The organism is Acidovorax sp. M14, assembly GCF_049331375.1.
Classification (GTDB): Bacteria; Pseudomonadota; Gammaproteobacteria; order Burkholderiales; family Burkholderiaceae_C; genus Acidovorax.
On the sequence record NZ_CP186263.1, the window covers coordinates 2,862,598 to 2,886,605 of the forward strand.

The 24,008-nt window shown below is 65.5% G+C and carries 21 protein-coding genes; 10 read left to right on the forward strand and 11 right to left on the reverse strand.

All coding sequences use genetic code 11. The features are described 5' to 3' along the window. Positions 1–155: 155 nt before the first annotated feature. The 4 genes from ACOYR4_RS13300 to mnhG are packed head-to-tail and all read left to right on the forward strand — an operon-like array spanning position 156 to position 3,095. Positions 156–1,877 (forward strand): monovalent cation/H+ antiporter subunit D, encoded by a 1,722-nt coding sequence (locus ACOYR4_RS13300; RefSeq protein WP_422846935.1) that lies wholly within the window; start codon positions 156–158, stop codon positions 1,875–1,877. Next, a complete protein-coding gene (locus ACOYR4_RS13305) occupies positions 1,874–2,425 on the forward strand; it encodes a Na+/H+ antiporter subunit E (RefSeq protein ID WP_422846936.1) in 552 nt (183 codons plus the stop codon). Before ACOYR4_RS13300 ends, ACOYR4_RS13305 begins: the two co-directional genes overlap by 4 nt. Beyond that, positions 2,422–2,700 carry a K+/H+ antiporter subunit F gene (locus ACOYR4_RS13310; protein ID WP_015014443.1) on the forward strand — a complete coding sequence of 93 codons (279 nt, stop codon included), beginning with the start codon at positions 2,422–2,424 and terminating at the stop codon, positions 2,698–2,700. The genes ACOYR4_RS13305 and ACOYR4_RS13310 overlap by 4 nt, the downstream gene beginning before the upstream one ends. After that, positions 2,697–3,095 (forward strand): monovalent cation/H(+) antiporter subunit G, encoded by a 399-nt coding sequence (gene mnhG, locus ACOYR4_RS13315; protein WP_110961963.1) that lies wholly within the window; start codon positions 2,697–2,699, stop codon positions 3,093–3,095. Before ACOYR4_RS13310 ends, mnhG begins: the two co-directional genes overlap by 4 nt. A 79-nt stretch (positions 3,096–3,174) precedes the next feature. On the opposite strand, the gene ACOYR4_RS13320 is transcribed toward mnhG, so the two are convergent. Together ACOYR4_RS13320 and ACOYR4_RS13325 are read right to left on the reverse strand one after the other, a co-directional pair. Further along, the gene (locus ACOYR4_RS13320) at positions 3,175–6,825 is read right to left on the reverse strand and encodes a hydantoinase B/oxoprolinase family protein (protein WP_422846937.1); all 3,651 of its coding nucleotides are present in this window, start codon (positions 6,823–6,825) and stop codon (positions 3,175–3,177) included. 92 nt (positions 6,826–6,917) lie between these two features. Then, on the reverse strand, positions 6,918–7,454 hold the full coding sequence (locus tag ACOYR4_RS13325) for a winged helix DNA-binding protein (protein WP_422846938.1): 537 nt from the start codon (positions 7,452–7,454) through the stop codon (positions 6,918–6,920). Between the two features lie 173 nt (positions 7,455–7,627). On the opposite strand from ACOYR4_RS13325, the gene ACOYR4_RS13330 reads away from it, so the two are divergent. The 5 genes from ACOYR4_RS13330 to ACOYR4_RS13350 all read left to right on the forward strand — a co-directional run bounded on the left by ACOYR4_RS13330 (position 7,628) and on the right by ACOYR4_RS13350 (position 11,953). Further along, positions 7,628–8,611 carry a TRAP transporter substrate-binding protein gene (locus tag ACOYR4_RS13330; protein WP_422846939.1) on the forward strand — a complete coding sequence of 328 codons (984 nt, stop codon included), beginning with the start codon at positions 7,628–7,630 and terminating at the stop codon, positions 8,609–8,611. An 18-nt stretch (positions 8,612–8,629) separates the two neighbouring features. Beyond that, positions 8,630–9,139, forward strand: a complete 510-nt coding sequence (locus ACOYR4_RS13335; protein WP_015014448.1) for a TRAP transporter small permease — start codon at positions 8,630–8,632, stop codon at positions 9,137–9,139. A gap of 20 nt (positions 9,140–9,159) precedes the next feature. Beyond that, positions 9,160–10,464, forward strand: a complete 1,305-nt coding sequence (locus ACOYR4_RS13340) for a TRAP transporter large permease (RefSeq protein ID WP_422846940.1) — start codon at positions 9,160–9,162, stop codon at positions 10,462–10,464. Positions 10,465–10,586: 122 nt separating this feature from the next. Further along, positions 10,587–10,970 (forward strand): fluoride efflux transporter CrcB, encoded by a 384-nt coding sequence (gene crcB / locus ACOYR4_RS13345; protein ID WP_043565422.1) that lies wholly within the window; start codon positions 10,587–10,589, stop codon positions 10,968–10,970. Between the two features lie 119 nt (positions 10,971–11,089). Next, positions 11,090–11,953 (forward strand): TIGR00730 family Rossman fold protein, encoded by an 864-nt coding sequence (locus tag ACOYR4_RS13350; RefSeq protein WP_015014451.1) that lies wholly within the window; start codon positions 11,090–11,092, stop codon positions 11,951–11,953. A 56-nt stretch (positions 11,954–12,009) separates the two neighbouring features. Here the strand turns inward: ACOYR4_RS13350 and ACOYR4_RS13355 are convergent, their stop codons facing one another. The 9 genes from ACOYR4_RS13355 to ACOYR4_RS13395 form a co-directional block, all read right to left on the reverse strand. Further along, the gene (locus tag ACOYR4_RS13355) at positions 12,010–12,987 is read right to left on the reverse strand and encodes a FecR family protein (RefSeq protein ID WP_422846941.1); all 978 of its coding nucleotides are present in this window, start codon (positions 12,985–12,987) and stop codon (positions 12,010–12,012) included. 47 nt (positions 12,988–13,034) lie between these two features. Next, positions 13,035–14,372 (reverse strand): hypothetical protein, encoded by a 1,338-nt coding sequence (locus tag ACOYR4_RS13360; protein WP_422846942.1) that lies wholly within the window; start codon positions 14,370–14,372, stop codon positions 13,035–13,037. 40 nt (positions 14,373–14,412) lie between these two features. Continuing rightward, positions 14,413–15,612: an MFS transporter gene (locus ACOYR4_RS13365; RefSeq protein ID WP_422846943.1), complete on the reverse strand. Its 1,200-nt coding sequence runs from the start codon at positions 15,610–15,612 to the stop codon at positions 14,413–14,415. Beyond that, a complete protein-coding gene (gene rmuC, locus ACOYR4_RS13370; RefSeq protein ID WP_422846944.1) occupies positions 15,609–17,462 on the reverse strand; it encodes a DNA recombination protein RmuC in 1,854 nt (617 codons plus the stop codon). The genes ACOYR4_RS13365 and rmuC overlap by 4 nt, the downstream gene beginning before the upstream one ends. A 75-nt stretch (positions 17,463–17,537) precedes the next feature. Next, positions 17,538–18,521 (reverse strand): 2-hydroxyacid dehydrogenase, encoded by a 984-nt coding sequence (locus ACOYR4_RS13375; RefSeq protein WP_422846945.1) that lies wholly within the window; start codon positions 18,519–18,521, stop codon positions 17,538–17,540. A gap of 176 nt (positions 18,522–18,697) precedes the next feature. Continuing rightward, entirely contained in the window at positions 18,698–20,110 is a 1,413-nt protein-coding gene (locus tag ACOYR4_RS13380; RefSeq protein WP_422846946.1) for a sodium:proton antiporter, read from the reverse strand. A gap of 76 nt (positions 20,111–20,186) precedes the next feature. Further along, entirely contained in the window at positions 20,187–21,407 is a 1,221-nt protein-coding gene (gene pncB / locus ACOYR4_RS13385; RefSeq protein ID WP_209820190.1) for a nicotinate phosphoribosyltransferase, read from the reverse strand. A gap of 252 nt (positions 21,408–21,659) precedes the next feature. Then, positions 21,660–22,142 carry an acyl-CoA thioesterase gene (locus tag ACOYR4_RS13390; RefSeq protein WP_015014457.1) on the reverse strand — a complete coding sequence of 161 codons (483 nt, stop codon included), beginning with the start codon at positions 22,140–22,142 and terminating at the stop codon, positions 21,660–21,662. Further along, entirely contained in the window at positions 22,139–23,071 is a 933-nt protein-coding gene (locus ACOYR4_RS13395) for a histone deacetylase family protein (protein ID WP_060986310.1), read from the reverse strand. The genes ACOYR4_RS13390 and ACOYR4_RS13395 overlap by 4 nt, the downstream gene beginning before the upstream one ends. A gap of 198 nt (positions 23,072–23,269) precedes the next feature. On the opposite strand from ACOYR4_RS13395, the gene ACOYR4_RS13400 reads away from it, so the two are divergent. Next, positions 23,270–23,818: a phasin family protein gene (locus ACOYR4_RS13400; RefSeq protein WP_015014459.1), complete on the forward strand. Its 549-nt coding sequence runs from the start codon at positions 23,270–23,272 to the stop codon at positions 23,816–23,818. Positions 23,819–24,008 lie beyond the last annotated feature (190 nt).

Below are 24,008 nucleotides of genomic sequence, written 5' to 3' on the forward strand. Positions count from 1 at the left end.
GAACACCCCCCTGAGCGGCTTCGCCGCTTCCCCCCGCTCTCGCAGCGCTGTGCGCTGCGGGCAGGGGGACGCAGCCCTCGCGGCGGGGCGGCCCTGGCTCGGCTGCCCTGGCCTGAGGCGCGCCCTTTTCATGCGCAGCGCCATGGAGTCCTGACATGACATCCGTGCATTTCTTACTGGAGCGGCTGATGCCGCACCTGATCCTCGCGCCCATTGCGCTGCCGCTGCTCACAGCCGGGCTCATGCTGTTGCTGCGCGAAGAGCGCCAGCGCACCAAGGTCACTCTCAACATCACATCGACCCTGGTCGGCCTGGTGGTGGCTGTGTTGCTGCTGGTGCAGGCCAAGGAGCCCAGCGTGCAGACCAGCCTGGGCGTGTACCTGCCGGGCAACTGGCCGGCGCCGTTCGGCATCGTGCTGGTCATCGACCGCCTGTCGGCCATGATGCTGGTGCTGACCAGCACGGTGGCGCTGGCCACGGTGCTGTTCTCGGCCGCGCGCTGGCACCGGGCGGGTGTGCACTTTCACCCGCTGTTCCAGTTCCAGCTCATGGGGCTGGCCGGGGCGTTTCTCACGGCCGACCTGTTCAACCTGTTCGTGTTCTTCGAGATCATGCTGGCTGCGTCCTATGGGCTGCTTCTGCACGGCTCGGGCCGCCCGCGCGTGTCGGCGGGTCTGCACTACATCGCCATCAACCTCGCGGCATCGTCGCTGTTCCTCATCGGGGTGTCGATGCTCTACGGCATCACCGGCACGCTCAACATGGCCGACCTGGCACAGAGCATTGCGGGCGTGGCCGTGGCAGACCGGGGTCTGCTGCACGCGGCCGCCGCCATTCTGGCGGTCGCGTTCCTCATCAAGGCCGCCGTGTGGCCGCTCAACTTCTGGCTGGTGCCCGCCTACAGTGCGGCCACTGCGCCTGTGGGTGCGCTGTTTGCGCTCATGACCAAAGTGGGCGTGTATAGCGTGCTGCGGCTGTGGACGCTGCTGTTTGGCGCCGAGGCGGGTGAATCCGCGCTGTTTGGCAGCCAGTGGCTCATTGGCGGCGGCATGCTGACCATGGCGTTTGGTGCCATTGGCATGCTGGGATCGCAGCGCCTGGGGCATCTGGCCGGGTTCAGCGCCGTGCTGTCGTCGGGCACGCTGCTGGCCGCTGTGGGCTTCGGGCAAAACCTGCTCACCAGCGGGCTGCTGTACTACCTGCTCAGCTCCACGCTGGCTGTGAGTGCATTGTTCCTGCTCACCGACCTGATTGACCGCTGGCGCAATGACGGAGCCAACCTCGCGCCGTACGAGCAGACCGATGACGCCCCCTTTCTGTCGGCCGACCTGGTGCCCACCGAGGGCATGAACCTGGACGACAAGGAACAGGCGCTGATCGGCCAGGTCATCCCCGCCGCTGCGGCCTTTCTGGGCCTGGCGTTCATGGCCTGCACGCTGGTGATTGCGGGCCTGCCCCCCCTGCCCGGCTTTGTCGGCAAGTTCGCCATGATCCATGCACTGCTCAACCCGCTGGGGCTGGGCGCGGCCCAGGGCTTCCGCCTGGGCGCTGCGGGCTGGACGCTGGTGGCGCTGCTGGTGGGCTCTGGGCTGCTGGCACTGCTGGCGCTCACGCGCGCGGGCATTCGCCATTTCTGGTCGGCCCAGGGCCGGGCTTCACCGCAGCTGCTGGTGCTGGAGGGACTGCCCATTGCCCTGCTGCTGCTGGCGTGTGTGGCGCTGGTATGGCAAGCCGGTGCAGTGATGCGCTACACCCAGGCCACCGCCGATGCCCTGCATGCGCCGGGCACCTACGTGCGTGCGGTGATGACCGCTGCACCTGTCGCGCCTTCGCCTGCGGCGGCGCCTGAAACCATGCCACCGGGGAGCAAGCCATGACCCAGCCAGGCCCATCGACGGCATCCAACGCCCCAGCCGTTCCCCCGCGCCCCGGTCTGTTGCGACGCCTGGTCCCGGCGCCGTTGCTCTCGCTGGCGCTGCTGGGACTGTGGCTGCTGCTCAACCGCAGTCTGAGTGCAGGCCACCTGGTGCTCGGCGCCGTGCTGGCACTGGCCATCCCGCTGCTGACGGCCGGGCTGCGCCCGCTGCCGGTGCGCATTCGCAAGCCAGGCACCGTCTTGCGCTTGGCACTCACGGTGGTGGCAGATACCACCCGGTCCAACCTGGCCGTGGCCCGCCTGCTGCTGGCGCCCGGCCGCAGGCGCCACCCTGCGGGCTTTGTGCACATCCCGCTGGACGTGCGGGACCCCAACGCACTGGCCGTGCTGGCGATGATCGTGTGCATCACACCTGGCACCGCCTGGGCCGAGATTTCGCTGGACCGCAGCATGCTGCTGCTGCACGTGCTGGAGCTGGACGACCCCGCCACGGTGATCGCTGACGTGAAGCAGCGCTACGAGGCCCCCTTGATGGAGATTTTTGAATGACCCCCGTGCTGGACTGGGCCCTGCCGGCCGCCCTGCTCATGCTCGCGCTGGCCATGGGCTGTGCGTTGATCCGACTGCTCAAGGGCCCGTCCGCGCAAGACCGTGTGCTGGCGCTGGACTGCATGTACCTGAGCGGCATGCTGATGATGCTGGTGCTGGGGCTGCTCTATGGCAGCAAGAACTACTTCGAGGCCGCGCTGCTGCTGGCGCTGTTCAGCTTTGTCGGCTCCATGGCCATGGCCAAGTTTTTGCTGCGCGGTGAGGTGATCGAATGACCGACGCTGCCACCACCGTCACGGCGGTTCTTCCACTGTGGCTGGAAATCATCGTGGCCGTGCTGGTGCTAGCCGGTGCTGCGCTGGCCCTGCTGGGCTCCATCGGACTGCTGCGGCTGCCCACGTTTTTTGAACGGGTACACGCCCCCTCCATCATCGCCACGCTGGGCTGCTGGCTGATCATGCATGGCACCGTGCTGTACTTCTCGGTAGCCGATAGCAGCTTGGCGTTGCATGCGCTGCTGATTGCCGTATTCGTGGCGATCACGGTGCCCATCATGTCGATCTTTCTGATGCGCGCGGCGCTGTTCCGCGCCCGACAGGCCGGGCGCGATGTGCCACCCAGCCTGAGCCAGCCCAAGGTGGATGGCGGCACAGAAGCCAAAGACTCCTGATCACTCGCTCCTGAGCAATTACTCCTGATTTGATAGCTGCAGGCGCATATGAAACATGCGCCTGCAGCATTTTTGGCGCTTATTTTGCCCCTGGCACGCCAAACCCGCCGCCACCGGGGGTGTGAATCTCAAACACATCGCCCGGCGCCATCTCGGCCTGGCCAATGTGGTCCAGCAGCTCCACCCGGCCATCGCTGCGCACCACCTTGTTGATGCCCACGGCACCCGGCTGGCCGCCCGCCATGCCAAACGCGCCATGGTGGCGGCCGTTGGACAAAATGCTGGCCGTCATTGGTTCGAGGAAGCGCACGCGGCGAATGCCGCCGTCCCCGCCCTTGTACTGCCCCGCACCGCCCGAGCCCTTGCGGATCTCATAACCCTCCAGCCGCACCGGAAAACGAAACTCCAGCACCTCGGGGTCCGTCAGGCGCGAGTTGGTCATGTGGCACTGCACGACGCTGGTGCCGTCAAAACCGCCCGCCAGTTGCCCATTCGCATCCCACACCCCACCCGCGCCGCTGCCACCCGAGATGGTCTCGTAGTACTGGTAGCGCGTGCTGCCAAAGGTGAAGTTGTTCATGGTGCACTGCCCCGCCGCCATCAGGCCCAGCGCACCGTACAGCGCGTTGGTGATGCAGGTGGAGGTCTCCACATTGCCCGCCACCACCGAGGCTGGGGGGTTGGGGTTGAGCATGCTCCCCGGCGGGATGATGACGTTGAGCGGCTTGAGGCACCCCGCGTTCAGCGGAATGTCGTCATCCACCAGCGTCCGGAACACATACAGCACCGCCGCCATGCACACCGCCGTGGGCGCGTTGAAGTTGTTGGTCTGCTGCGGGCTGGTGCCGGTGAAGTCGATGGTGGCGCTGCGGCTTTGCGCATCCACCTTCACGGCCACGCTGATCTGCGCGCCATTGTCCAGCGGCAGGGTGAACTGCCCGTCCTTCAGGCGTGTAATGACGCGGCGCACCGACTCTTCGGCGTTGTCCTGCACATGGCGCATGTAGGCCTGCACCACGTCCAGCCCAAACTCGGCCACCATGCGGCGCAGCTCCTGCTGGCCTTTTTCGTTGGCGGCGATTTGCGCGCGCAGGTCCGCCATGTTCTGCTGCGGGTTGCGGCTGGGGTATTCGCCGCTTGAAAGCAGCGCAATCATCTCCGCCTCGCGCAGCACGCCGCGCTCCACCAGCTTCACGTTGTTGATCTGGACGCCCTCTTCCTCGATGCGCGTGGAGAACGGTGGCATGGAGCCCGGCGTGGTGCCGCCCACATCGGCATGGTGGCCCCGGCTGCCCACGTAGAACGTGGGCGTGGCCTCGTCGGCGATGTAGACCGGCGTGATGACCGTGATGTCCGGCAGGTGCGTGCCGCCGTGGTACGGGTCGTTGAGCACGAACACATCGCCGGGCTGCATCTTGCCCGCGTTCTCGCGGATCACCGTCTTGATGCTCTCGCCCATCGAGCCCAGGTGCACGGGCATGTGCGGAGCATTGGCGATGAGGTTGCCTTCGGCATCGAACAGCGCGCAGCTGAAGTCCAGGCGCTCCTTGATGTTGACGGAGTACGCCGTGTTCTGCAGTTGCAGCCCCATCTGCTCGGCGATGTTCATGAACAGGTTGTTGAACACCTCCAGCAGCACCGGGTCCACGGTAGTGCCCACAGCATGCTGCACAGCGCGCGCCACGCGGCGGTTGAGCAGCAGGTGGTCCAGCTCGGTGAGCTGCGCTTCCCAGCCGGGCTCGACTATGGTGGTGGCGTTCTTCTCGGCAATGATGGCCGGGCCGGGGATCAGGTCGCCGGGGCGCAGGTCCTCGCGCACCACCAATGCCGCATCGTGCCACGCGGGCACGCCGTCCACGCCACCGGTGTACATGCGCACGGTGCTGCGGCGCGGCACCTCGCGTGCGGGCTGCAGCGCATGGCGTGGCTCCACGGGCGCGTCGCCGGGCACCACGGCCTCGACCGATACGGCCTCCACCACCAGGCCCTTGCCCTGCATGAGGAAGGCAAAGCGCTGGCGGTATGCGGCTTCAAAGCCTGCGGTGATCTCGGCCAACGAGCCGAACGGCACGATGAGCGCCGAGTCGCTGCCCTCGTAGCGCACATGCACGCGGCGGTGCACCACGGCTGTGCCCGCGCCCACCTGCTGGCGCTCCAGCTCGGTGCGCGCGGTGGTGGCCAGTTGGTCCAGCGTGGCCTCGATGCCCGCGAGTGCCTCAGGCACCAGCTTCGTTTCTACGGCCTGTTCGCGGATCACGTTCTGGTCCGCTAGGCCCATCCCATAGGCGCTGAGCACACCGGCCAGCGGGTGCACAAACACGCGCGTCATGCCCAGTGCATCGGCCACCAGGCACGCATGCTGGCCGCCTGCGCCGCCAAAACACTGCAGGGTGTAGCGCGTCACGTCATAGCCGCGCGCCACGCTGATCTTCTTGATCGCGTTGGCCATCTGCTGCACGGCGATCTGGATGAAGCCGTGGGCCACGTCCTCGGCGCTGCGGCCCGTTTGCGCGGCCAGGTCGCCAAATTTCTGCGCCACCGCATCACCATCCAGCGCCTCGTTGGCCGCATGGCCAAACACCTTGGGAAAGTGCGCGGGCTGGATCTTGCCCACCATCACGTTCGCATCCGTCACGGCCAGCGGGCCGCCCCGGCGGTAACTGGCGGGGCCAGGGTTGGCACCCGCGCTTTCGGGGCCGACGCGGAAACGTGCGCCATCAAAACCGAGGATGGAGCCGCCGCCGGCTGCCACGGTGTGGATGCTCATCATGGGCGCCCGCATGCGCACACCCGCCACCTGCGTCTCGAACTCGCGCTCAAACTCGCCCGCGTAGTGGCTCACATCGGTGCTGGTGCCGCCCATGTCAAAGCCGATGACCTTGTCGTGCCCAGCCAACCCGGCGGTGCGTGCCATGCCGACAATGCCACCTGCCGGGCCACTCAGGATCGCGTCCTTGCCCTGGAACACCTGCGCATCGGTGAGGCCGCCCGACGACTGCATGAAGAACAGCTTCACGCCCGGCATTTCGCTCGCCACCTGGTCCACATAGCGGCGCAGGATGGGCGAGAGGTACGCATCCACCACGGTGGTGTCGCCCCGGCTCACCAGCTTCATCATGGGGCTGGTGGCGTGCGATGCGCTGACCTGCGTGAAGCCGATCTCGCGCGCAATGCGGGCCGCAGCCTCTTCGTGTGCGGTATAGCGGTAGCCGTGCATGAACACGATGGCCGCGCTGCGCAGGCCCGCGTCGTAGGCAGCCCACAGGCGTTCCTTCAAATGCGCTTCGTCCAGCGGCTCGATCACTTCGCCGTGCGCGCCCATGCGCTCCTGCGCCTCGACCACGCGCTCGTACAGCAGCTCGGGCAGCACGATGTGGCGGTCAAACAGACGCGGGCGGTTCTGGTACGCAATACGCAGCGCGTCTTTAAAACCCTTGGTGGTGATGAGCAAAGTGGGCTCACCCTTGCGCTCCAGCAGCGCGTTGGTGGCCACGGTGGTGCCCATCTTCACGCACTCCACCAGCGCGGGCGTCACAGTCTCGCCCGGCTGCAAGCCCAGCAGGTGGCGAATGCCGGCCACCGCCGCGTCCTTGTACTGCTCGGGGTTCTCGGACAGCAGCTTGTGCGTGACCAAGGTGCCGTCAGGCCTCATGCCCACCACGTCAGTGAAGGTGCCTCCACGGTCGATCCAGAACTGCCAGCGGGACATAGGGGAAGGTTGGTTGGACATGGTGATGCTATCTAATCAATAGCTGCCAGCGCACTTAGCAACTGCGCTACAGCCGCTTTTCATTCAAAAACTCAAAAATCGGAGGCCCAGAGTCACAACGACGCGGCCGAGCGCGCCGCCTGGTCGTACATGCCCGAGAGCACACGCAGCAAGCGGGCCAGCTCGCCAATGTCGCGGTTGAGCGCGTCATCGGCCTTGAGCGCATCGATCAGGCAGCTCTCGCGGATCTCGCGGTAGCGCTGCACGTAGGCGCGGCCGGTGTCGGTGGCGGCGTAGGTGACTTCCTTGCCGTTTTTTTGCGAAGCGACCACGCCCAGGGTCTGCAGCTTCTTGAGCGAGTAGTTCACCAGGTGCGTGTCTTCCACGTTCATGATGAAGCAGATGTCGGCCAGTCGCTTGTCGCGCGCACGGTGCGTGACGTGGTGCAGCACCACCACATCGAGCGGCGTCAGGTCCTTGAGCCCCGCGGCCGCCATGCAGTGCACCACCCAGCGGTGAAACGCATTGCCCGCCACGATGAGGCCAAACTCGAACTCGCTCATCTCCGCACTTTGCGCCGACACCAGGTGCGCCGATGACACGATGGGCCCGGAGTCGGCTTTGCCCTTGGGCTTGGGGTCAGATTTCATGGCGGGCTCAGGTGGGCAGACGCTTGAATTGGCACGGGTTATGCATGTGCATTGTAGGCAAGTCGATGGTAATTTGTTGGCAATTTGTCAGCGTTTAGGCAAAACACCTATCGCAATCCGACCGCCTTCCGATACAGTGATTTGTTACACACCAACCTTGCGGAGCAATATCCATGCAGCGTCGAATCTTCCCCGTGACCGCACTCGCCCTGACCCTGGCTGCGGGCCTGTCTGCCACCTCGGCATTCGCCCAGACCAAGTGGGACCTGGCCGCCGCCTACCCTGCCACCAACTTCCACACCGAGAACATGGTGCAGTTGGCCAGCGATGTGGACAAGGCCACGGGCGGCAAGCTCAAGATCACGGTGCATGCCAACGCCGCGCTGTTCAAGGCCCCCGAAATCAAGCGTGCCGTGCAAGGCGGCCAGGCGCAGATGGGCGAGATCCTGCTGGCCAACTTCCAGAACGAGTGGCAGCTGTTTGGCGTGGATGGCCTGCCCTTCCTGGCCGACAGCTACGACGCCTCCAAAAAGCTCTACGCCGCCCAAAAGCCCTTCCTGGAAAAGAAGCTGGCTGAGCAGGGAATGATGCTGCTGTACGCGGTGGCTTGGCCTCCACAAGGCATCTACACCAAGAAGCCGCTGGCCTCTGCCGCTGACCTCAAGGGCATCAAGTGGCGCGCCTACAGCCCTGCCACCGCCCGCATTGCCGAGCTGGTCGGTGCCCAGCCCGTGACGGTGCAGGCTGCGGAGTTCTCGCAGGCCCTGGCCACGGGCGTGGTCGAATCGACAATGACCTCGGGCGCCACCGGTGTGGACAGCAAGCTGTACGAACACCTCAAGTTCTACTACGACACCCAGGCCTGGCTGCCCAAGAACGCCGTGTTGGTGAACAAGAAGGCGTTTGACGCCCTCGACAAGCCCAGCCAGGAAGCGCTGCTGAAGGCTGGTGTCGACGCCGAAGCACGCGGCTGGGCCAACAGCGCCAAGGTCAACACCGACACCGTCGCCAAGCTCAAGGCCAACGGCATGGACGTGGTGACCCCACCGGCCGCGCTGAAGGCCGACATGGCCAAGGTGGGGGACACCATGCTCAAGGAATGGCTGGACAAGGCCGGCCCCGAAGGCAAGGCGCTCATCGACGCCTACCGCAAATAAGCCCAGGCGCCCACGCACATGCGTCGTCTGCTGGACTTTCTGTACGACAGCGCCGCCGCCCTGGCGGCGCTTTTCATGGTCGGCCTGCTGGGGATGGTGCTGCTGTCCATCGCCAGCCGGCAGTTCCACTTTCACGTGCCGGGCACGGACGCCTATGCGGGTTACCTGATGGCCGCATCGGGCTTCCTGGCACTCGCCCACACCTTGAAGCGCGGCGAGCACATCCGCGTCACGCTGCTGCTCAACTTTTTGAAGGGCGGCGCCAAGAAAGCGTTCGAGATATGGGCTTTGGCGATTGCCACCCTGCTGGCCGTGCTGTTTGCGGTGTACAGCTGCAAGCTGGCCTGGCAGTCGCACGAGTTCCACGACATCTCCACCAGCAGTGACGCCACACCCCTGTGGATTCCACAGATCGCCATGGCCGTGGGCACGGTGATTCTGGCCATCGCGTTCCTGGACGAGCTGGTGCTGGAGATGATGGGCAAGCGTGTGGATGCCTCCTCTGGCGAAGCATTGCGCAATGAATAACCCCTGCTGCACGACCTACCATGAGTGATCTCGCCATAACCGGCCTGCTCGTACTGTCGCTGTTCCTGATTCTGGGCAGCGGCGTATGGATCGGGCTCACCCTCTCCGGCGTCGCCTGGATCGCCATGCAGCTGTTCTCTGCCCGCCCGGCGGGTGATGCGATGGCTGTGACCATCTGGGGTAGCGCCTCCAGCTGGACGCTCACGGCCCTGCCCCTGTTCATCTGGATGGGTGAAATCCTGTTCCGCACCCGCTTGTCGCAAGACATGTTCAAGGGCCTGGCCCCCTGGGTGCAGGCGCTGCCGGGCCGGCTGCTGCACACCAACGTGGTGGGCTGCACCATCTTTGCCGCTGTGTCGGGGTCGAGCGCTGCCACCTGCGCCACCATCGGCAAGATGACGCTGCCCGAGCTGACGCGCCGGGGCTACCCCGAGCACATGGTGGTGGGCACGCTGGCCGGGGCCAGCACGCTCGGCCTCTTGATCCCGCCGTCCATCATCATGATCGTGTACGGCGTGTCGGCCGAGGTGTCGATCTCGCAGCTGTTCATTGCGGGTGTGCTGCCGGGCATCCTGCTGGCGGCGCTGTTCTCGGGCTACATCATGCTGTGGGCGCTCCGCCATCCCGAGCAGGTGCCTGCCGCCGACGTGCGCATGAGCTTCATGCAAAAGCTGTCGGAATCGCGCAGCCTGATCCCCGTGGTGCTGCTGATCGCGGCCGTCCTGGGCTCCATCTACACCGGTTTTGCCACCGCCACCGAGGCAGCGGCCGTGGGCGTGGTGGGCTCGCTGGTGCTGTCGGCCGTGCAGGGCTCGATGACCTGGGGCACGTTCAAGGACTCGCTGATGGGCGCAACGCGCCTGTACTGCATGATCGCGCTGATACTGGCCGGAGCCGCTTTTCTCACGCTGGCCATGGGCTACATCGGCTTGCCGCGCCACCTGGCGGAGTGGATTGCGTCGCTGGGCTTGAACCAGGCGCAGCTCATCGTGGCGCTGGCGGTGTTCTACATCATCCTGGGCTGCTTTCTCGACGGCATCTCGATGGTGGTGCTGACCATGGGCGTGCTCATGCCCACGGTGCAGGCGGCTGGCATCGACACCATCTGGTTCGGCATCTTCATCGTGCTGGTGGTCGAGATGGCGCAGATCACGCCGCCTGTGGGCTTCAACCTGTTTGTGTTACAGGGCATGACGGGGCGCCAGCTGCCCTGGATTGCCAAGGTGGCCATGCCCATGTTCTTGCTGATGTGTGGCGCCGTGGCGTTGATCTATGTCTTCCCCGGCATCGTGACCTGGTTGCCACAGCAGATGTCGGCGCGCTGAACGCACCTGCTGCCAGCAGGCACCACCAAGCGGGACGCCCCCACCGGGGACGCCCCGCTTGGCGTTTTGGGGGATGGAGAGCAGCCCGTCCGACGCTCCAAAAATCCGGCGACAATGGCCCGATGTTGAACGTTCTTGCCATCTGCATCGGCGCCTGTGTGGGCGCACTGGCGCGCTGGCGCCTGGGCCTGTGGCTCAGCCCCGGCGGGCTGATTCCTTGGGGCACACTTGCCGCCAATCTGGTGGGAGGCTACCTCATTGGCGTGTGTGTGGCCGTGTTCCACGCCATGCCCCAGCTGGACCCCGTATGGCGGCTGGCACTCGTCACCGGGTTTCTGGGCGCACTCACCACCTTCTCCAGCTTCTCGGCCGAAGTCGTTGAGATGCTGATGGTGCAGCGCTACGCACTGGCACTGGGCACCACCGCACTGCACCTGTTGGGCTCCCTGGGCCTCACAGTGCTTGGCATGCAAAGTGCTTCGTATTTCATAGCATCTCGCGCTTGATATTCCTGCACTAGCACGTCATTTCGTCATCAATCCACGCCACACTGCATGGGCCCAAACCTGCTGCTGCCGGTGCTGCCCCTTTCTTCACTGTTCACCTACCGATACGCGAGCCCCTCATGGAAGCCAACACCCAACTCAATGAACGCCGCCTGGCCGATGCCTGGGCCGAGCTGCACAACCACGCCCACAACGGCAACCCCCTGCAGGCCGATGCCAACCGCATGGCCTTTGCCGACCCCGAATTCATGTTCCGCCGCGAAACGCGCGGCATCCGCTTTCAGCTCGAAATGCTCAAGCCCGACCTGGGCCAGGCCGAGCAAGGCATCGAAAGCACCGTGGTGGTGTACGGCAGCGCGCGCTTTGTGGCGCCCGACGAAGCCGCTGCCCAGCTGGCCGACGCCGAAGCCAGTGGGGATGCCGAGCGCGTGCGCCGCGCGCGCCTGGCCGTGCGCAACGCGGGCTATTACGACCTGGCCCGCCAGTTCGCCAAGCTGGTGGCCGACTACAGCGAGCGTCAGCGCCCTGCCGACCGCATCTACATCTGCACCGGCGGCGGCCCGGGCATCATGGAGGCCGCCAACCGGGGCGCTCACGATGCGGGCGCACTGAACGTGGGCCTGAACATTGCCCTGCCCCACGAGCAAAGCGGCAACCGCTTCATCTCGCCCTCGCTGTCCTTCAAGTTCCACTACTTCGCGCTGCGCAAGATGCATTTCATGATGCGTGCGAAGGCGCTGGTGGCCTTCCCTGGCGGCTTTGGCACGCTGGACGAGCTGTTTGAAGTGCTGACCCTGGTCCAGACCAAAAAGGCCAAGCCCGTGCCCATCGTGCTGTTCGGCACGGACTACTGGAAGCGTCTCATCAACTTCGATGTGCTGGTGGAAGAAGGCACCATCTCTGCACAGGACCTCAACCTGTTTCACTACACCGATGAACCCCAGGAAGCCTGGGACCTGATCCGGGCGTTCTACAAGCTGTAAAAGCCAACACCCCGCCGGTGCGCACACGCGTCGGCGGGGTGTTATGCCTGTTTCTGCTACCTGATGACAGGCGGCGGCGGAGGTGGCGGCCGCAGGATGATCGGCAGGACCGGGATGAACACGATGGGCGGCCGCACCGTAGGCGGCGGAGGCGCCGTCGTGGCAGGTGGCGGCGCCGTTGTCGCCGGCGGTGGCGGTGTCGTAGGCCGCGTAGGTGGCGGTGGCGTGGTCGGCGTAGGTGCAGGTGGCGCCGGAGTGCCCGGCTGCGGTGTGCCAGTGGGAGGTGGTGGAGAAACCGGCACGGGCGCTGGCGGCGGCGCTGCCTCTGGCGGCGGTGGAACGGGCACAGGGACCGGCGCCGGAACGATGTAGACAAAGGCGCGGCGCCCCTGCACATCCAGCTGGTCGCCCGCCAGCAAGGGTGTCTGGACCTGGGGCACCGGCAACAACGCACGGGTATGGGTATAGACAGGCAAGTCCCGGTCTGAGACCACCAGCACGGCCTCGCCCGCCGTCACACCCACACAGCCCGCCTGGGTGCAGACCTCGATCTCATCCTGCTCCCCTGAGACGAACACCTGGCCGTTGGCATCGATGGCCAGTAAGAAAGCGGAACCCCGGATGCCCACCACCGCCGTCGGTGTGACCACCTTGTAGTTGGCGGGATTGCGTTTGCCGATGAGCCCCGTGAGGGCACGCATCCCGCCCCGCAGCAGGTTCACCACAAAATGGTCTTCGCCCGCTCCTGCCCCGTCGGCATATCGGGTGACGGTGAACTGCGAGTCGGGGTACAAGGCCACCAGCCCCCCGTCGGAGAAGCGTATCTGCGCCCTGCCCTCGGTGCCGGTCAGCACCACATCGCCCCCATCCAGTTCGGAGCCCTTGGACAGGCGCGACAAGGTCTCGCCCCGCCGCAGTTGCACGTCTCCCGCAGTGAACTGCACCAGCCCCGCAGCGGCCAGCCCGGTCAGCGGCCACGCCGCCACCATGCCCATCAGCAGCGCCAGCCGCGCATATTTTTGGTCTGACGTCATAGACAACTCCCAGGTGCATCGGCACAGGACCAGCGACGTAACAGCATTCAGAACTCCCGGCGCACGGTGATGGAGAACACCCGGCGCTCATAGTCGGTGATGGGCAGCGTGGACGCGTTGCGCGTGAACGCCCATTGCGGCGTGACCCGCCACCCCGGCGATGGGGTCCAGTTCAACCCCAGGGCCACCTGGGCCTGCCGGTCGGTACGGGTGACCGCAAAAAACGGGTCTTGCCCGCCGTAGCGCCGGTGCTCCCAGTCTGCACTGGCAAACACAGACCATTGAGGCGCCAGAGGCCACTGCCCGCCCGCCCGCAGGCCCCACAGCCGGTGGCCCAGTGCGTCGGCGCCGCTGGCCTGCGCGCGCTCCTGACCACCGTACACGCCACCATAGGCCGACGAACCGTTGCGGAACAAATGGGAATACGACGTGCCCACCACGCTGCGGCGCACATTGCGCAGCGGCTGGTCGGGGTAACGCACGTCGAGCACCTGCACAAAGCTGCCCCACTGGCGAAAACCGTCTATGCGGTAAATCCATTCGCCCAGCACGCCGCCCATGGTCCGCAGCCGCGTGCCGTCCAGCGCGTAGTAAGACCCTTGGCCAGACGCAATCAGTTCATGGCGCTCAGCCCGCCAGGCCAGCCCCAGGGTGCCATCCAGTGCCGTGTGGTCAAACCGGTCTGCGCCGCCCCCATAGTGCCGGGCAGCCCCGACGGCTGTGCTCACCACCGACCAGCGCGCGTTGAGCACTGCCCGCCCCCGCAGCCCCGCTTGCGCCACCACATAGTTGCCGGAGGTTGCCAGCGCCTCAGGCAGCAGCGCCCACGCCGGGGTGCCGGGCACAGGCGACTGCAGGTCGCCCACCACGGGCGCTGCGTTGGCATTGGAGTCGTGGCCGACGCCCAGCTCCAAATAGCCCTTGAGCGAAGAGCGTCCTCCGGCATCGAGCCGATCGTAGGAATACAAAAACTGATCGAGCGTGTGCCCGGCATCCACGGGAATCAGTGCGGCCTGCACGGGTGCAGGCAAAGCCATCACGCCCCGGCGGTCGCCCACGGCCTGCAGGGATTGCCCCAGCGCCACCTGGGCCTCCATGTTGCCGGGCTGTGCGGCCAGCCAACGCTCGCGTGCCATGATGGCCCGCGTGTACTGCCCGGCTGCGTGGGCAGCATCGCCCATGGCGGCGTCGAATACCGGGTCGCCAGCCCGCTGGGCCTCCTGGGCATCCAGCAAGCGAAACGCCTGAAGTGCCTGGCCTTGTTGCACCAGCGCCAGCGCTTGCTGTACCAGCTCATCAGCCCGCGCTGCGCATGACAAACCACCGCCCCAGGCCAGAACCGCGCACCATGGCAGCACGCGCCGTGACCAAATTCGCAGGTACATGAACGCCCCCTCTCGAAACCCGCTGCCGGGTGGAGGCAATTTACACCTGTTTACCCCTTTTGGGGGACTCTGGAGGGTGGTTTTCACCCATGCGCCACGCCGTGCGTGCACCCGTGCCCACGGCGCAGCCGACCACCCAGAACAGGCCTCCCACGCCAATCACCGCCCCGGCCGATCCAAACAGCATGGGCATGAGCACGCTGGATGCATTGATGGCCATGAGCCGCAGGCCCAGCGCCTCGCCGTGGCGCGCGGGCGGCGTGATCTGGTGCAGCAGGCTCATCACCATGGGCTGCACCGAGCCCAGCGCAAACCCGAGCAGCACTGAACAAACGCCCATGGCCAGCGCGCTGTGCAGCAGCGGGTACACACCAAACAGCACGGCCGTAGCGACCATGGCGCCCGCCACTACCACCCGCTCGCGCAGCCGCTCGGCCACGATGGGCATCAGCACCCGGATGACGGCAGCAGCAATCGCAAACGCGCCCAGGATGGAGCCGATGACCGACGCCGACAAGCCCCGCTCGTGCCCGAGCAGCGGCACCACAAAGGTGTGTACATCCCAGCACGAAGACAAGATCCAGTTGACCAGCAGCAGGCGGCGGAACGGCGGCTCGTTCATCAGATCCCACGCGCGCTGGGGAGGGCCGCCTGCTGCGGCGATCACCGGCGGCAGCTCGACCGTGTCGCGCACCCAGAACCAGGTAAGCAGGGGCAACACGGCCATCAACGCGAAGGCGGCGCGGTAGCCTTCAGTGCTGCCCGCCGCGCTGCCGGCGTTGTCGATCATGAGCCCCGCGCAGAAAGGCCCGATGAAGTTGGACACCGCAGGCCCGATGGCCAGCCAGCTGAACACCTGCTTGAGCTGCGTGGCGTCGTGCGCGGCGCGCCCCACATGGCGCTGCAGGGCGATGGTGGCGGCCCCGGTGGCGCCGCCGGTCATCAATGCCGCGAGACATAACACCGGAAAAACGGGGAACACCAGCGCCAGAGCCGCCCCGGCCGATGCCACCGCCACCGCGTATCCCACGGGGCGCTTCAGGCCGTGCCGGTCTGCATAGCGACCTGCCGGCAGGGCCAGAAAGACCTGCGTGAGGGCAAACAGTGCCAGCAACACCCCCACGGCCGCGGCACTGTGACCCTCGCGCAGGGCGAGCAGCGGAGCGGCCATACGCATGCCCGCCATGCAGGCGTGCACGCAGATCTGGCCCGCAATCAGGCGCGCCAGAGCCCAGTTCACTGCAGGTCTTCCTCGGGGTCCAGACCGGGCAATGCCGGCGTGCTGCCACCCACCAGTGGACCGGCCGCGCCCGGCGCAGGCAGCTCCTGCACATCGCGCAGCTTGCGCTGGATGGCGCGGGTTCGCACGCCCACCTCGTCAAACTTCTTGGCGGCGGCGTCAATGGATTTTTTGGTGGCCTCGACCACATCGCCAAACTTGGCGAACTCGGTCTTGACCATGCCCAAGAGGCTCCAGACCTCGGACGAACGCTTTTCAATCGCCAGCGTCTTGAAACCCATCTGCAGGCTATTGAGCATGGCGGCCAGATTGGCCGGCCCGGTGATCATCACGCGGCAGTCGTTCTGCACGGCTTCGACCAGGCCGGGGCGGCGCATGACTTCGGCAAACAGGCCTTCGGTAGGCAGGTAGAGCACGGCAAAGTCAGTGGTGTGCGGGGGGGACACGTACTTGGCGAAGATCTTCTTGGCTTCGAGCTTGATCGAGGTTTCGAACGCGTTGCCCGCCGACTGGATGGCTGCCTTGTCGGCCGCGTCCTGCGCGTCCAGCAGGCGCTGGTACTGCTCCACGGGGTACTTGGAGTCGATGGGCAGCCACACCGGATGCTCGTCGCTCTTGCCGGGCAGGCGGATCGCAAACTCCACCAGCTCGTCGCTGCCCGGCACGGTCTTGACGTTGCGCGCGAACTGGTCGGGCGTGAGCACGTTGTCGATGATGGCGCCCAGCTGCATTTCGCCCCAGGTGCCGCGCGTCTTCACGTTGGTCATCACGCGCTTCAAGTCGCCCACGCTGCCCGCCAGCGTCTGCATCTCACCCAGGCCCTTGTGCACTTGTTCGAGCCGGTCGCTGACCAGCTTGAAGGACTCGCCCAGGCGCTGCTCCAGCGTGGCGTGGAGCTTTTCATCCACCGTGCGGCGCATTTCTTCGAGCTTGGTGGCGTTGTCGGCCTGGATGGCGGCCAGGCGTTCGTTGAGCGCGTTGCGCAGCTGCTCGGCGTTCTGCTGACTGCCCTGCACCATGCCAGTGAGCTGCTGCGACACGGCGTCTTGCAGCACCGAGAACTGGTTCTTGATCTGAAAGCCGTTGGCTTCGAGCTGGTCCTTGAGCGCGGTAGACATGGCGCCCAGCTGCGTCTGGATATCGCCCTTGAGCGAGTCGAGCGTGAGGCGCGTGGCGGCCTGCAGGGCCTCAAAGCGCTCCTGGATGCGCTTTTCAAACAGTACCGTGCTTTCGGCCATGGCTTCGCGGGACTTGACGCTTTCGGCTGCCAGCGCGGCGGTGGTGGTGGTCAGCTCGGTGCGAAAGCCCACCAGGGTGGCCGACAGCTCGGTGCGCGCGGCTGCCGCATCGGCCTGGCCCTGGGCCAGATGGGCCAGCAAGGCCTTGCTGCTCTCTTCCAGCCGGCCCGCCACGGCGTTCTGCAAGGCGTCAAACCGCTGGGCCAGGGCGGCGTCCTGCGCGGCCTGGCGCTGCGTCAGCGCGGCATCGAAAGCCGCCAGGCGCTGGTCCAGCCGCCCTTCAAACACGCCGAAAGCTGCCAGCAGCTCCGCCCGGCCGTTGCGGGACTCGGCCACCGCCTGGGCCAGGCGTTCATCCACCGCGTGGCGCAGGGTCTCCAGCGTGGACTGTGTGGTCTGGGTAAAGCCGCGCAGCTGCTGCCCCATGCCGTCCAGCGCGCCGTCATTCTTGGCCACGGCAATCTGGGTGGCCTGCGTGGTTTGCTCCAGCGACTGCAGGCGTGCCAGCCACTCGGGCGGCAGATCCACGCGGGGACGGCGCAGCAACAGCACCACCAGAAGAACCAGCGCCGGTGCCAGCGCTGCCAGGAGAACAAGGGTGTCAGTGGTCAAGGTTTACTATGGTTTTGATAGCTATCAGCGCATATTCGACTAGCGCATCCGGTCGACTGGACTCGAAACTTGAAATCAACGCAGGCTGGCGGGCTGATTGACCGGTGTGAGCGGCCCACGCCCGTCGAAGAAGGCGATCAGATTGTCCGCCGCCAGGTTGGCCATGGCACGCCGGGTGGGCACGGTGGCGCTGGCAATGTGCGGGGTGAGCACCACGTTGGGCACGGTCAGCAGATCGGGGTGCACGCTGGGTTCGCCTTCAAACACATCCAGCCCAGCAGCCGCAATGCGGCGCTCGCGCAAGGCTACCGCCAGCGCCGCGTCGTCCACGATGCCGCCACGCGCAATGTTGACCAGCGTGGCCGTGGGCTTCATCAGCGCCAGCTCGGCCGCGCCGATGGTGTGGTGCGACGCTGCCGTGTAGGGCACCACCAGCACCACATGGTCTGCGGTGCGCAGCAGTTCCTCCTTGCCCACGTAGGTGGCCTTGCATTCGGCCTCCAGCGCGGGCGACAAGCGCGAGCGGTTGTGGTAAATCACCTTCATGCCAAAGCCGTGCGCGCCGCGCTTGGCAATGCCCTGACCGATGCGGCCCATGCCGATGATGCCCAGCGTGCTGCCATGGATGTCGCTGCCTGCGAACATGTCGTAGCTCCACTTGGTCCACTTTCCGGCGCGCAGGTAATGCTCGCTCTCGGTCATGCGGCGGGCCGTGGCCATCAGCAATGCAAAGCCGAAGTCGGCCGTGGTCTCGGTGAGCACATCGGGCGTGTTGGTGCCCTGCACGCCAGCCGCCGTCATGGCATCCACGTCAAAGTTGTTGTAGCCCACGGCCATGTTGGCGCATATCTTGAGGCGCGGCGCGGCGGCGAGCAGCGCGGCATCGATGCGCTGGCTGCCGGTGGTCAAAACACCGTCCTTGTCGGCCAGGCGCACGGCCAGCTCTTGCGGGGTCCAGATCACGTCGTCGGGGTTGGATTCGACGTCGAAATGCTCACGCAAGCGGTCCACGATGTCGGGAAAGATCGCGCGGGCGACCAGGATGCGGGGTTTGCTCATAAGTCTTCAATCTCCAAACTATTCGCAAGGCACGTTGGCCTATAAAAACTGGCGTGGACCAAGCCAGTGGCCGCCGAGCAAAGGCCGCCCTGCAGCGAGGGCGGCGTCCCCCTTCCCGCAGCGCGCAGCGGTGCGAGAGAAGGGGGAAGCGGCGCAGCCGCGCAGGGGGATGTTCACTATCTAAACCAGATGAAAGTCATGACGATAAAGAGCGGCACCAGAATGCCCCCCGACCACAGCATGTAGCCGAAGAAGCTGGGCATCTTCACGCCCCGGTCTTCGGCAATGGCCTTGACCATCATGTTGGGCGCATTGCCGATGTAGCTGTTGGCGCCCATGAACACCGAGCCGGCCGAGATGGCAGCCAGCGTGGGAGCCAGGGTGGTCATCAGCACGGCCGGGTCACCCCCGGCGGTGTTGAAGAAGACCAGGTAGGTCGGCGCGTTGTCGAGGAACGAGCTGAGCAGCCCGGACGCCCAGAAGTACATGGCCGGGTCGGGGGTGCCGTCAGGCCGCGTAACGGCAGACACCACGGCGCCAAACGGACCATTGACGCCCGCCTTGAGCATGGCAATGACCGGAATGATGGTGAGGAAGATGCCCGCAAACAGCTTGGCGACCTCCTGCATGGGGCCCCAGCTGAACTGGTTGTCTTCATGCACCTGTTTGGGCGTGATACGCAGGGACACCAGCGCCACGATGATCAGGCCCACGTCCCGCACGATGCCGGGCAGGCCTACCTCGGCCCCGGCGATGGTGAACGCGACCTGCGATTTCCACAGGCCGCTGAGCAGCACCAGCGCCACCACCACGCCCAGCAGCGCAAAGTTGGCCTTGCCGTCAAAGCCGATGGCTTTGGTGTCGGGGGTGGGGTCGGCCCTGAGCACCTCTTCGCGCCGGTGGTAGTACCAGGAGTCCATCACGAAAAAGATGGCGAGCAGGGAGCCGACCAGGAACAGGGTCTCGGGGAAGATGTGGCTCACCGTCCAGAAGAAGTCCACGCCCTTCAGGAAGCCCAGGAACAGCGGCGGGTCGCCCAGCGGCGTGAGCGAGCCCCCGGCGTTGGAGACGATGAAGATAAAAAACACCACCACATGCGCCGTGTGCTTGCGGTTGTCATTGGCGCGGATCAGCGGGCGGATGAGCAGCATCGACGCCCCCGTGGTGCCCATGACGCTGGCCAGCACCGCGCCAATAGCGAGGATGGCGGTATTGAGCGCCGGGCTGCCATGCAGGTTGCCCCGGATGTAGATGCCCCCCGCCACGGTGAACAGCGCGGTGAGCAGGATAACGAACGGAATGTATTCGGCCACCAGCGCGTGGACAAAACTTGCGCCCGCGGCGCCCGGGCCAAACACCAGCGCAAACGGCACCAGAAAAGCCAGCGCCCAGCCGGCAGCAACCTTGCCGAAGTGGTGGTGCCAGAAGATAGGAGCCAACAGCGGCATCAAGGCAATCGACAGCAGAATGCCGGCAAAGGGCACGCCCCACAGCATCGACAACGCGCTGCCATCAATATCGGCCGCCAGTGCCAGACCCGGCAACGCCGCCAGTAGGCCGGCCACTGCCAGCCCGCGCGAGAATTTCATGGTTCTTGTCTCCGTCTCATTGCTAAAAAATCAGGGGGCAAGGTGTCGGCACCCGCGCGACACCTGCGCTGCAAGGTCACACCGGCGAGGGAATCTCAAACACCTGGCGCAAGTAGGCCAGGTACTTCTCGTCATCACACATGCCCTTGCCCGGCGTGTCCGACAGCTTGGCCACGGGCTGGTCGTTGCAGCGCGTCATTTTGATGACCACCTGCAAGGGCTCGTGGGCTGGTGGGCTGCCGAGGTCGTTGGTCAGATTGGTGCCAATGCCAAACGCCAGCTGGCAGCGGCCCCGGAACTGCTGGTACAGCTCGATGGTGCGCGGGATGGTGAGCGCATCGCTGAAGATCAGCGTCTTGGTCAGCGGGTCCACGCGGTTCTTGCGGTAGTGGTCCAGCAGGCGCTCCCCCCAGGCAAACGGGTCGCCGCTGTCGTGACGCGCGCCGTCGAACAGCTTGCAGAAGTACAGGTCAAAGTCGCGCAGGAAGGCGCTCATGCCATACACGTCCGACAGCGCAATGCCCAGGTCGCCGCGGTATTCCTTGGCCCACATCTCGAAGCCGAACACCTGGCTGTCGCGCAGGCGCGGGCCCAGCGCCTGGCAGGCCTGCAGGTATTCGTGCGCCATGGTGCCCAAAGGGGTCACGCCCAGCTTCATCGCGTACAGCACGTTGCTGGTGCCCGCAAACTGCCCGGGGCCTGCGGGCGCACCCGGGCGGCGGTCGCCGGTGCCCAGGCGGGCCACCAGCACGCGCAGCACTTCTTCGTGCCAGGCGCGGCTGAAGCGGCGGCGCGTGCCGTAGTCGGCGATCTTGAGGTCCGACAGGCCTTCGCCCTGCAGCAGCGCGATCTTGGCATCGAGCCGGCGGCGGCCTTCCGGAAAGTCGGGCACTTTCTGGGTGTTACGAAAGTACACCTCGTTGATGATGGCCAGCACCGGAATCTCGAACAGGATGGTGTGCAGCCAGGGCCCGCGGATGGTGATGTCTATCTCGCCGTTGTGCTGGGGCACGACGGTGATGTATTTCTCGTTGAGCCTGAACAGCCCCAGAAAGTCCACGAAGTCGCTCTTGATGAACCGCAGCGACCGCAGGTAGGCCAGCTCGGCATCCTGAAAATGCAGGCTGCACAGCGAACGGATCTCGTCGCGGATTTCGTTGGCAAACGGCGCCAGCTGCACGCCGGGGTTGCGGCACTTGAACTTGTATTCGACCTGCGCGCCCGGAAACTGGTGCAGCACCACCTGCATCATGGTGAACTTGTACAGGTCGGTGTCGAGCAGGCTGGTGATGATCATGGACAGGGCAAGCCTCAGAAACCGCGCACGCTGGGCACGCGATGCTCCGGCCGCAGACCGGACAACAAAGCCGCAAAGTGTAGGCCATCACGGCGCCCGGTGGGCGGCACGGCGGGCGGCGTCAGCCAGTGTTCAGCCGCCGTCGGCCATTCAGGCTGTTCAGGGCCCAGGCGCACATCGCAACTGCGCCTGACGCTATCAAATCAGTAGCTACGGTTTGCAGCCACTGATTAACCGCCGATCCACTGCCCATTAGCCGGGCATGACCAGCGCCTGCAGCACGTTGCGCAATGCGTCTGGCACGGCCACCGGGCGGCGGGTTTCGCGGTCCACGTACACATGGATGAAGTGGCCCGCCGCCGCCGTCAGCGGCTCGCCCTGCGCAAACAGGCCCACCTCGTAACGCACGCTGGAGCCGCCCAGCCGCGCCACGCGAATGCCCGCCTCCACGGTCTGCGGGAACGCCAGTGGCGCGAAGTAATTGCATTGGGTCTCGATGACCAGGCCGATGGTCTGGCCCGCATGGATGTCCAGCACGCCCTGGTCGATCAGATGGGCGTTCACCGCCGTGTCGAACCAGCTGTAGTACACGACGTTGTTCACATGCCCATAAACGTCGTTGTCGGCCCAGCGTGTGGTGATGGGGCGAAACACGCGGTAGGCGCTGCGCGGCTGCGGAGCCGGGCGGACCGGCGCGGAAGAAGCGACAGGAGAGGGGCTGGCGGCAGAGGTCATGGCCGCACATTCTGCCAGCGCTGGTGGTACTGCCAGGCCACGCGCCAGGTGGTAAGTTGCGCCTGCAGCGTGTCCTCCAGGTCGTTGCCATAACCGCCCGCCATCACGAACACCGTGGGAATGCGCCGCTGCCAGGCCCAGTCAAACACCCGCCGGTCGCGTGCCTCCAGCCCATCGTGGGTGACGGCGAGACGCCCCAGCCGGTCACCCACGTGGGGGTCCGCCCCCGCCAGATAAAACACTAGATCCGGCTTGCAGCGGTGGTCCAGCGTCTCCAAGGCCTGGTCCAGCGCGTGCAGGTACTCATCATCCGCACACCCGTCGGGCAGCTCCACATCCAGGTCGCTCGGCTCCTTGCGAAACGGAAAGTTGCGTGCGCCATGCAGCGACAGGGTGAACACGCTGTCGTCCCCCTGAAAGATATGGGCTGTGCCGTTGCCTTGGTGCACATCCAGGTCGATCACCGCCACCTGCAGCGGCCAGCCCGAGCCATCGTTCAGGTGGTCGGCCTGTGCCTGCCGGGCAGCCACCGCCACATCGTTGAACACACAAAAGCCACTGCCTTTGTCGGCATACGAGTGGTGCGTGCCGCCAGCCAGGTTGCCCGCCACCCCCTCGCGCCACGCGGCGCGGGTAGCGGCCAGGGTGGCGCCCACCGAGCGGCGCGCGCGTTCGGCCATGGCCGGGCTCCAGGGAAAGCCGATCTCCCGCTGGGCGGCGGGCGCGAGCGTGCCGTGGGCCACAGCGTCGATGTACTGCGGGCTGTGCACGCGCGCCAGCGCCTCATCGGATGCGGGCAGTGCCTCTTTCAGTACGGCGCCCGGCAAATGCTCTGCAATCCGGTCGCGCAGCATGCGGTACTTGGCCATGGGGAAGCGGTGGCCCTCGGGCAGGGGCAACACGAAGTGGTCGGCGTAGTAAGCGTGCATGACACGATTGTGGCAAGCCGAGGATTTCTGGGTGATCGTGTCTAATTTGCTGCGCTGCAACAAAAACCCCTTGCAATAGCGCCGCAAGTCCCTAAAATTAACCCATGCTGCACTGCAACATGACTATCAGGTCAAGGTCAGCGCAGATGTCTGTGAACCACCCCGGCCCCATGGGCCCTCATTTTTAGGAGATATGACATGTCGCTGACCGCAGAACAAATCCTGGCGTCCCACAAGGCCAACATCGAAACCCTGTTTGGCCTGACCTCCAAGGCTTTCGAAGGCGTGGAAAAGCTGGTCGAACTGAACGTCACCGCTTCGCGCGCTGCGCTGTCCGAAGCCGCCAACCACACGCAAGCCGTGCTGGCCGTGAAGGACGCCCAAGAACTGCTGGCCCTGCAAGCCGGCCTGTTCCAGCCCCTGGCTGAAAAGACCGCCGCTTACAGCCGCCACCTGTATGACATCGCTTCGGGCACCGGTGCCGAGTTCGGCAAGGCTTTCGAAGCCCAGGCTACCGACGCACAGAAGGCTTTCACCAACCTGGTGGATAGCGCCGCCAAGAATGCCCCCGCCGGTTCTGAAACCGCCGTGGCCGTTATGAAGAGCGCCGTGTCTGCCGCCAACAACGCGTTTGAGTCGGTGCAAAAGGCTGTCAAGCAAGCGTCTGACGTGGCTGAAGCCAACTTCAACGCTGTGGCCAACACCGCTGCCAACGCTGCCAAGACGGCCGCTCCCCGCAAGCGTTAATCGCCTTACCTGCGGTCTGGAGTGCAACCTCTAGGCCGCATTCAGGGAATACCCTGATAATTCAACCCATGCGCTGCTGACCTTGTCAACAGTGCCCCAGTTGTCTCCTTGGATCCTCTCGAAACCCCCGTTTCAAGGATCCTTTTAAAGCCCGGTTTTACGACCGGGCTTTTTTTTTGGCCTGCCCGCT

Bases quoted from the DNA above. Each gene is read 5' to 3' on its own strand.
- ACOYR4_RS13320 (WP_422846937.1), bottom strand. From the start codon at position 6,825: ATGTCCAACCAACCTTCCCCTATGTCCCGCTGGCAGTTCTGGATCGAC.
- ACOYR4_RS13335 (WP_015014448.1), top strand. From the start codon at position 8,630: ATGCGTCGTCTGCTGGACTTTCTGTACGACAGCGCCGCCGCCCTGGCG.
- ACOYR4_RS13380 (WP_422846946.1), bottom strand. From the start codon at position 20,110: ATGAAATTCTCGCGCGGGCTGGCAGTGGCCGGCCTACTGGCGGCGTTG.
- ACOYR4_RS13350 (WP_015014451.1), top strand. From the start codon at position 11,090: ATGGAAGCCAACACCCAACTCAATGAACGCCGCCTGGCCGATGCCTGG.
- ACOYR4_RS13340 (WP_422846940.1), top strand. From the start codon at position 9,160: ATGAGTGATCTCGCCATAACCGGCCTGCTCGTACTGTCGCTGTTCCTG.
- ACOYR4_RS13395 (WP_060986310.1), bottom strand. From the start codon at position 23,071: ATGCACGCTTACTACGCCGACCACTTCGTGTTGCCCCTGCCCGAGGGC.
- mnhG (WP_110961963.1), top strand. From the start codon at position 2,697: ATGACCGACGCTGCCACCACCGTCACGGCGGTTCTTCCACTGTGGCTG.
- ACOYR4_RS13305 (WP_422846936.1), top strand. From the start codon at position 1,874: ATGACCCAGCCAGGCCCATCGACGGCATCCAACGCCCCAGCCGTTCCC.
- ACOYR4_RS13390 (WP_015014457.1), bottom strand. From the start codon at position 22,142: ATGACCTCTGCCGCCAGCCCCTCTCCTGTCGCTTCTTCCGCGCCGGTC.
- ACOYR4_RS13325 (WP_422846938.1), bottom strand. From the start codon at position 7,454: ATGAAATCTGACCCCAAGCCCAAGGGCAAAGCCGACTCCGGGCCCATC.
- ACOYR4_RS13310 (WP_015014443.1), top strand. From the start codon at position 2,422: ATGACCCCCGTGCTGGACTGGGCCCTGCCGGCCGCCCTGCTCATGCTC.
- ACOYR4_RS13300 (WP_422846935.1), top strand. From the start codon at position 156: ATGACATCCGTGCATTTCTTACTGGAGCGGCTGATGCCGCACCTGATC.
- ACOYR4_RS13400 (WP_015014459.1), top strand. From the start codon at position 23,270: ATGTCGCTGACCGCAGAACAAATCCTGGCGTCCCACAAGGCCAACATC.
- ACOYR4_RS13360 (WP_422846942.1), bottom strand. From the start codon at position 14,372: ATGTACCTGCGAATTTGGTCACGGCGCGTGCTGCCATGGTGCGCGGTT.
- pncB (WP_209820190.1), bottom strand. From the start codon at position 21,407: ATGATCATCACCAGCCTGCTCGACACCGACCTGTACAAGTTCACCATG.
- ACOYR4_RS13330 (WP_422846939.1), top strand. From the start codon at position 7,628: ATGCAGCGTCGAATCTTCCCCGTGACCGCACTCGCCCTGACCCTGGCT.
- ACOYR4_RS13375 (WP_422846945.1), bottom strand. From the start codon at position 18,521: ATGAGCAAACCCCGCATCCTGGTCGCCCGCGCGATCTTTCCCGACATC.
- ACOYR4_RS13355 (WP_422846941.1), bottom strand. From the start codon at position 12,987: ATGACGTCAGACCAAAAATATGCGCGGCTGGCGCTGCTGATGGGCATG.
- crcB (WP_043565422.1), top strand. From the start codon at position 10,587: ATGTTGAACGTTCTTGCCATCTGCATCGGCGCCTGTGTGGGCGCACTG.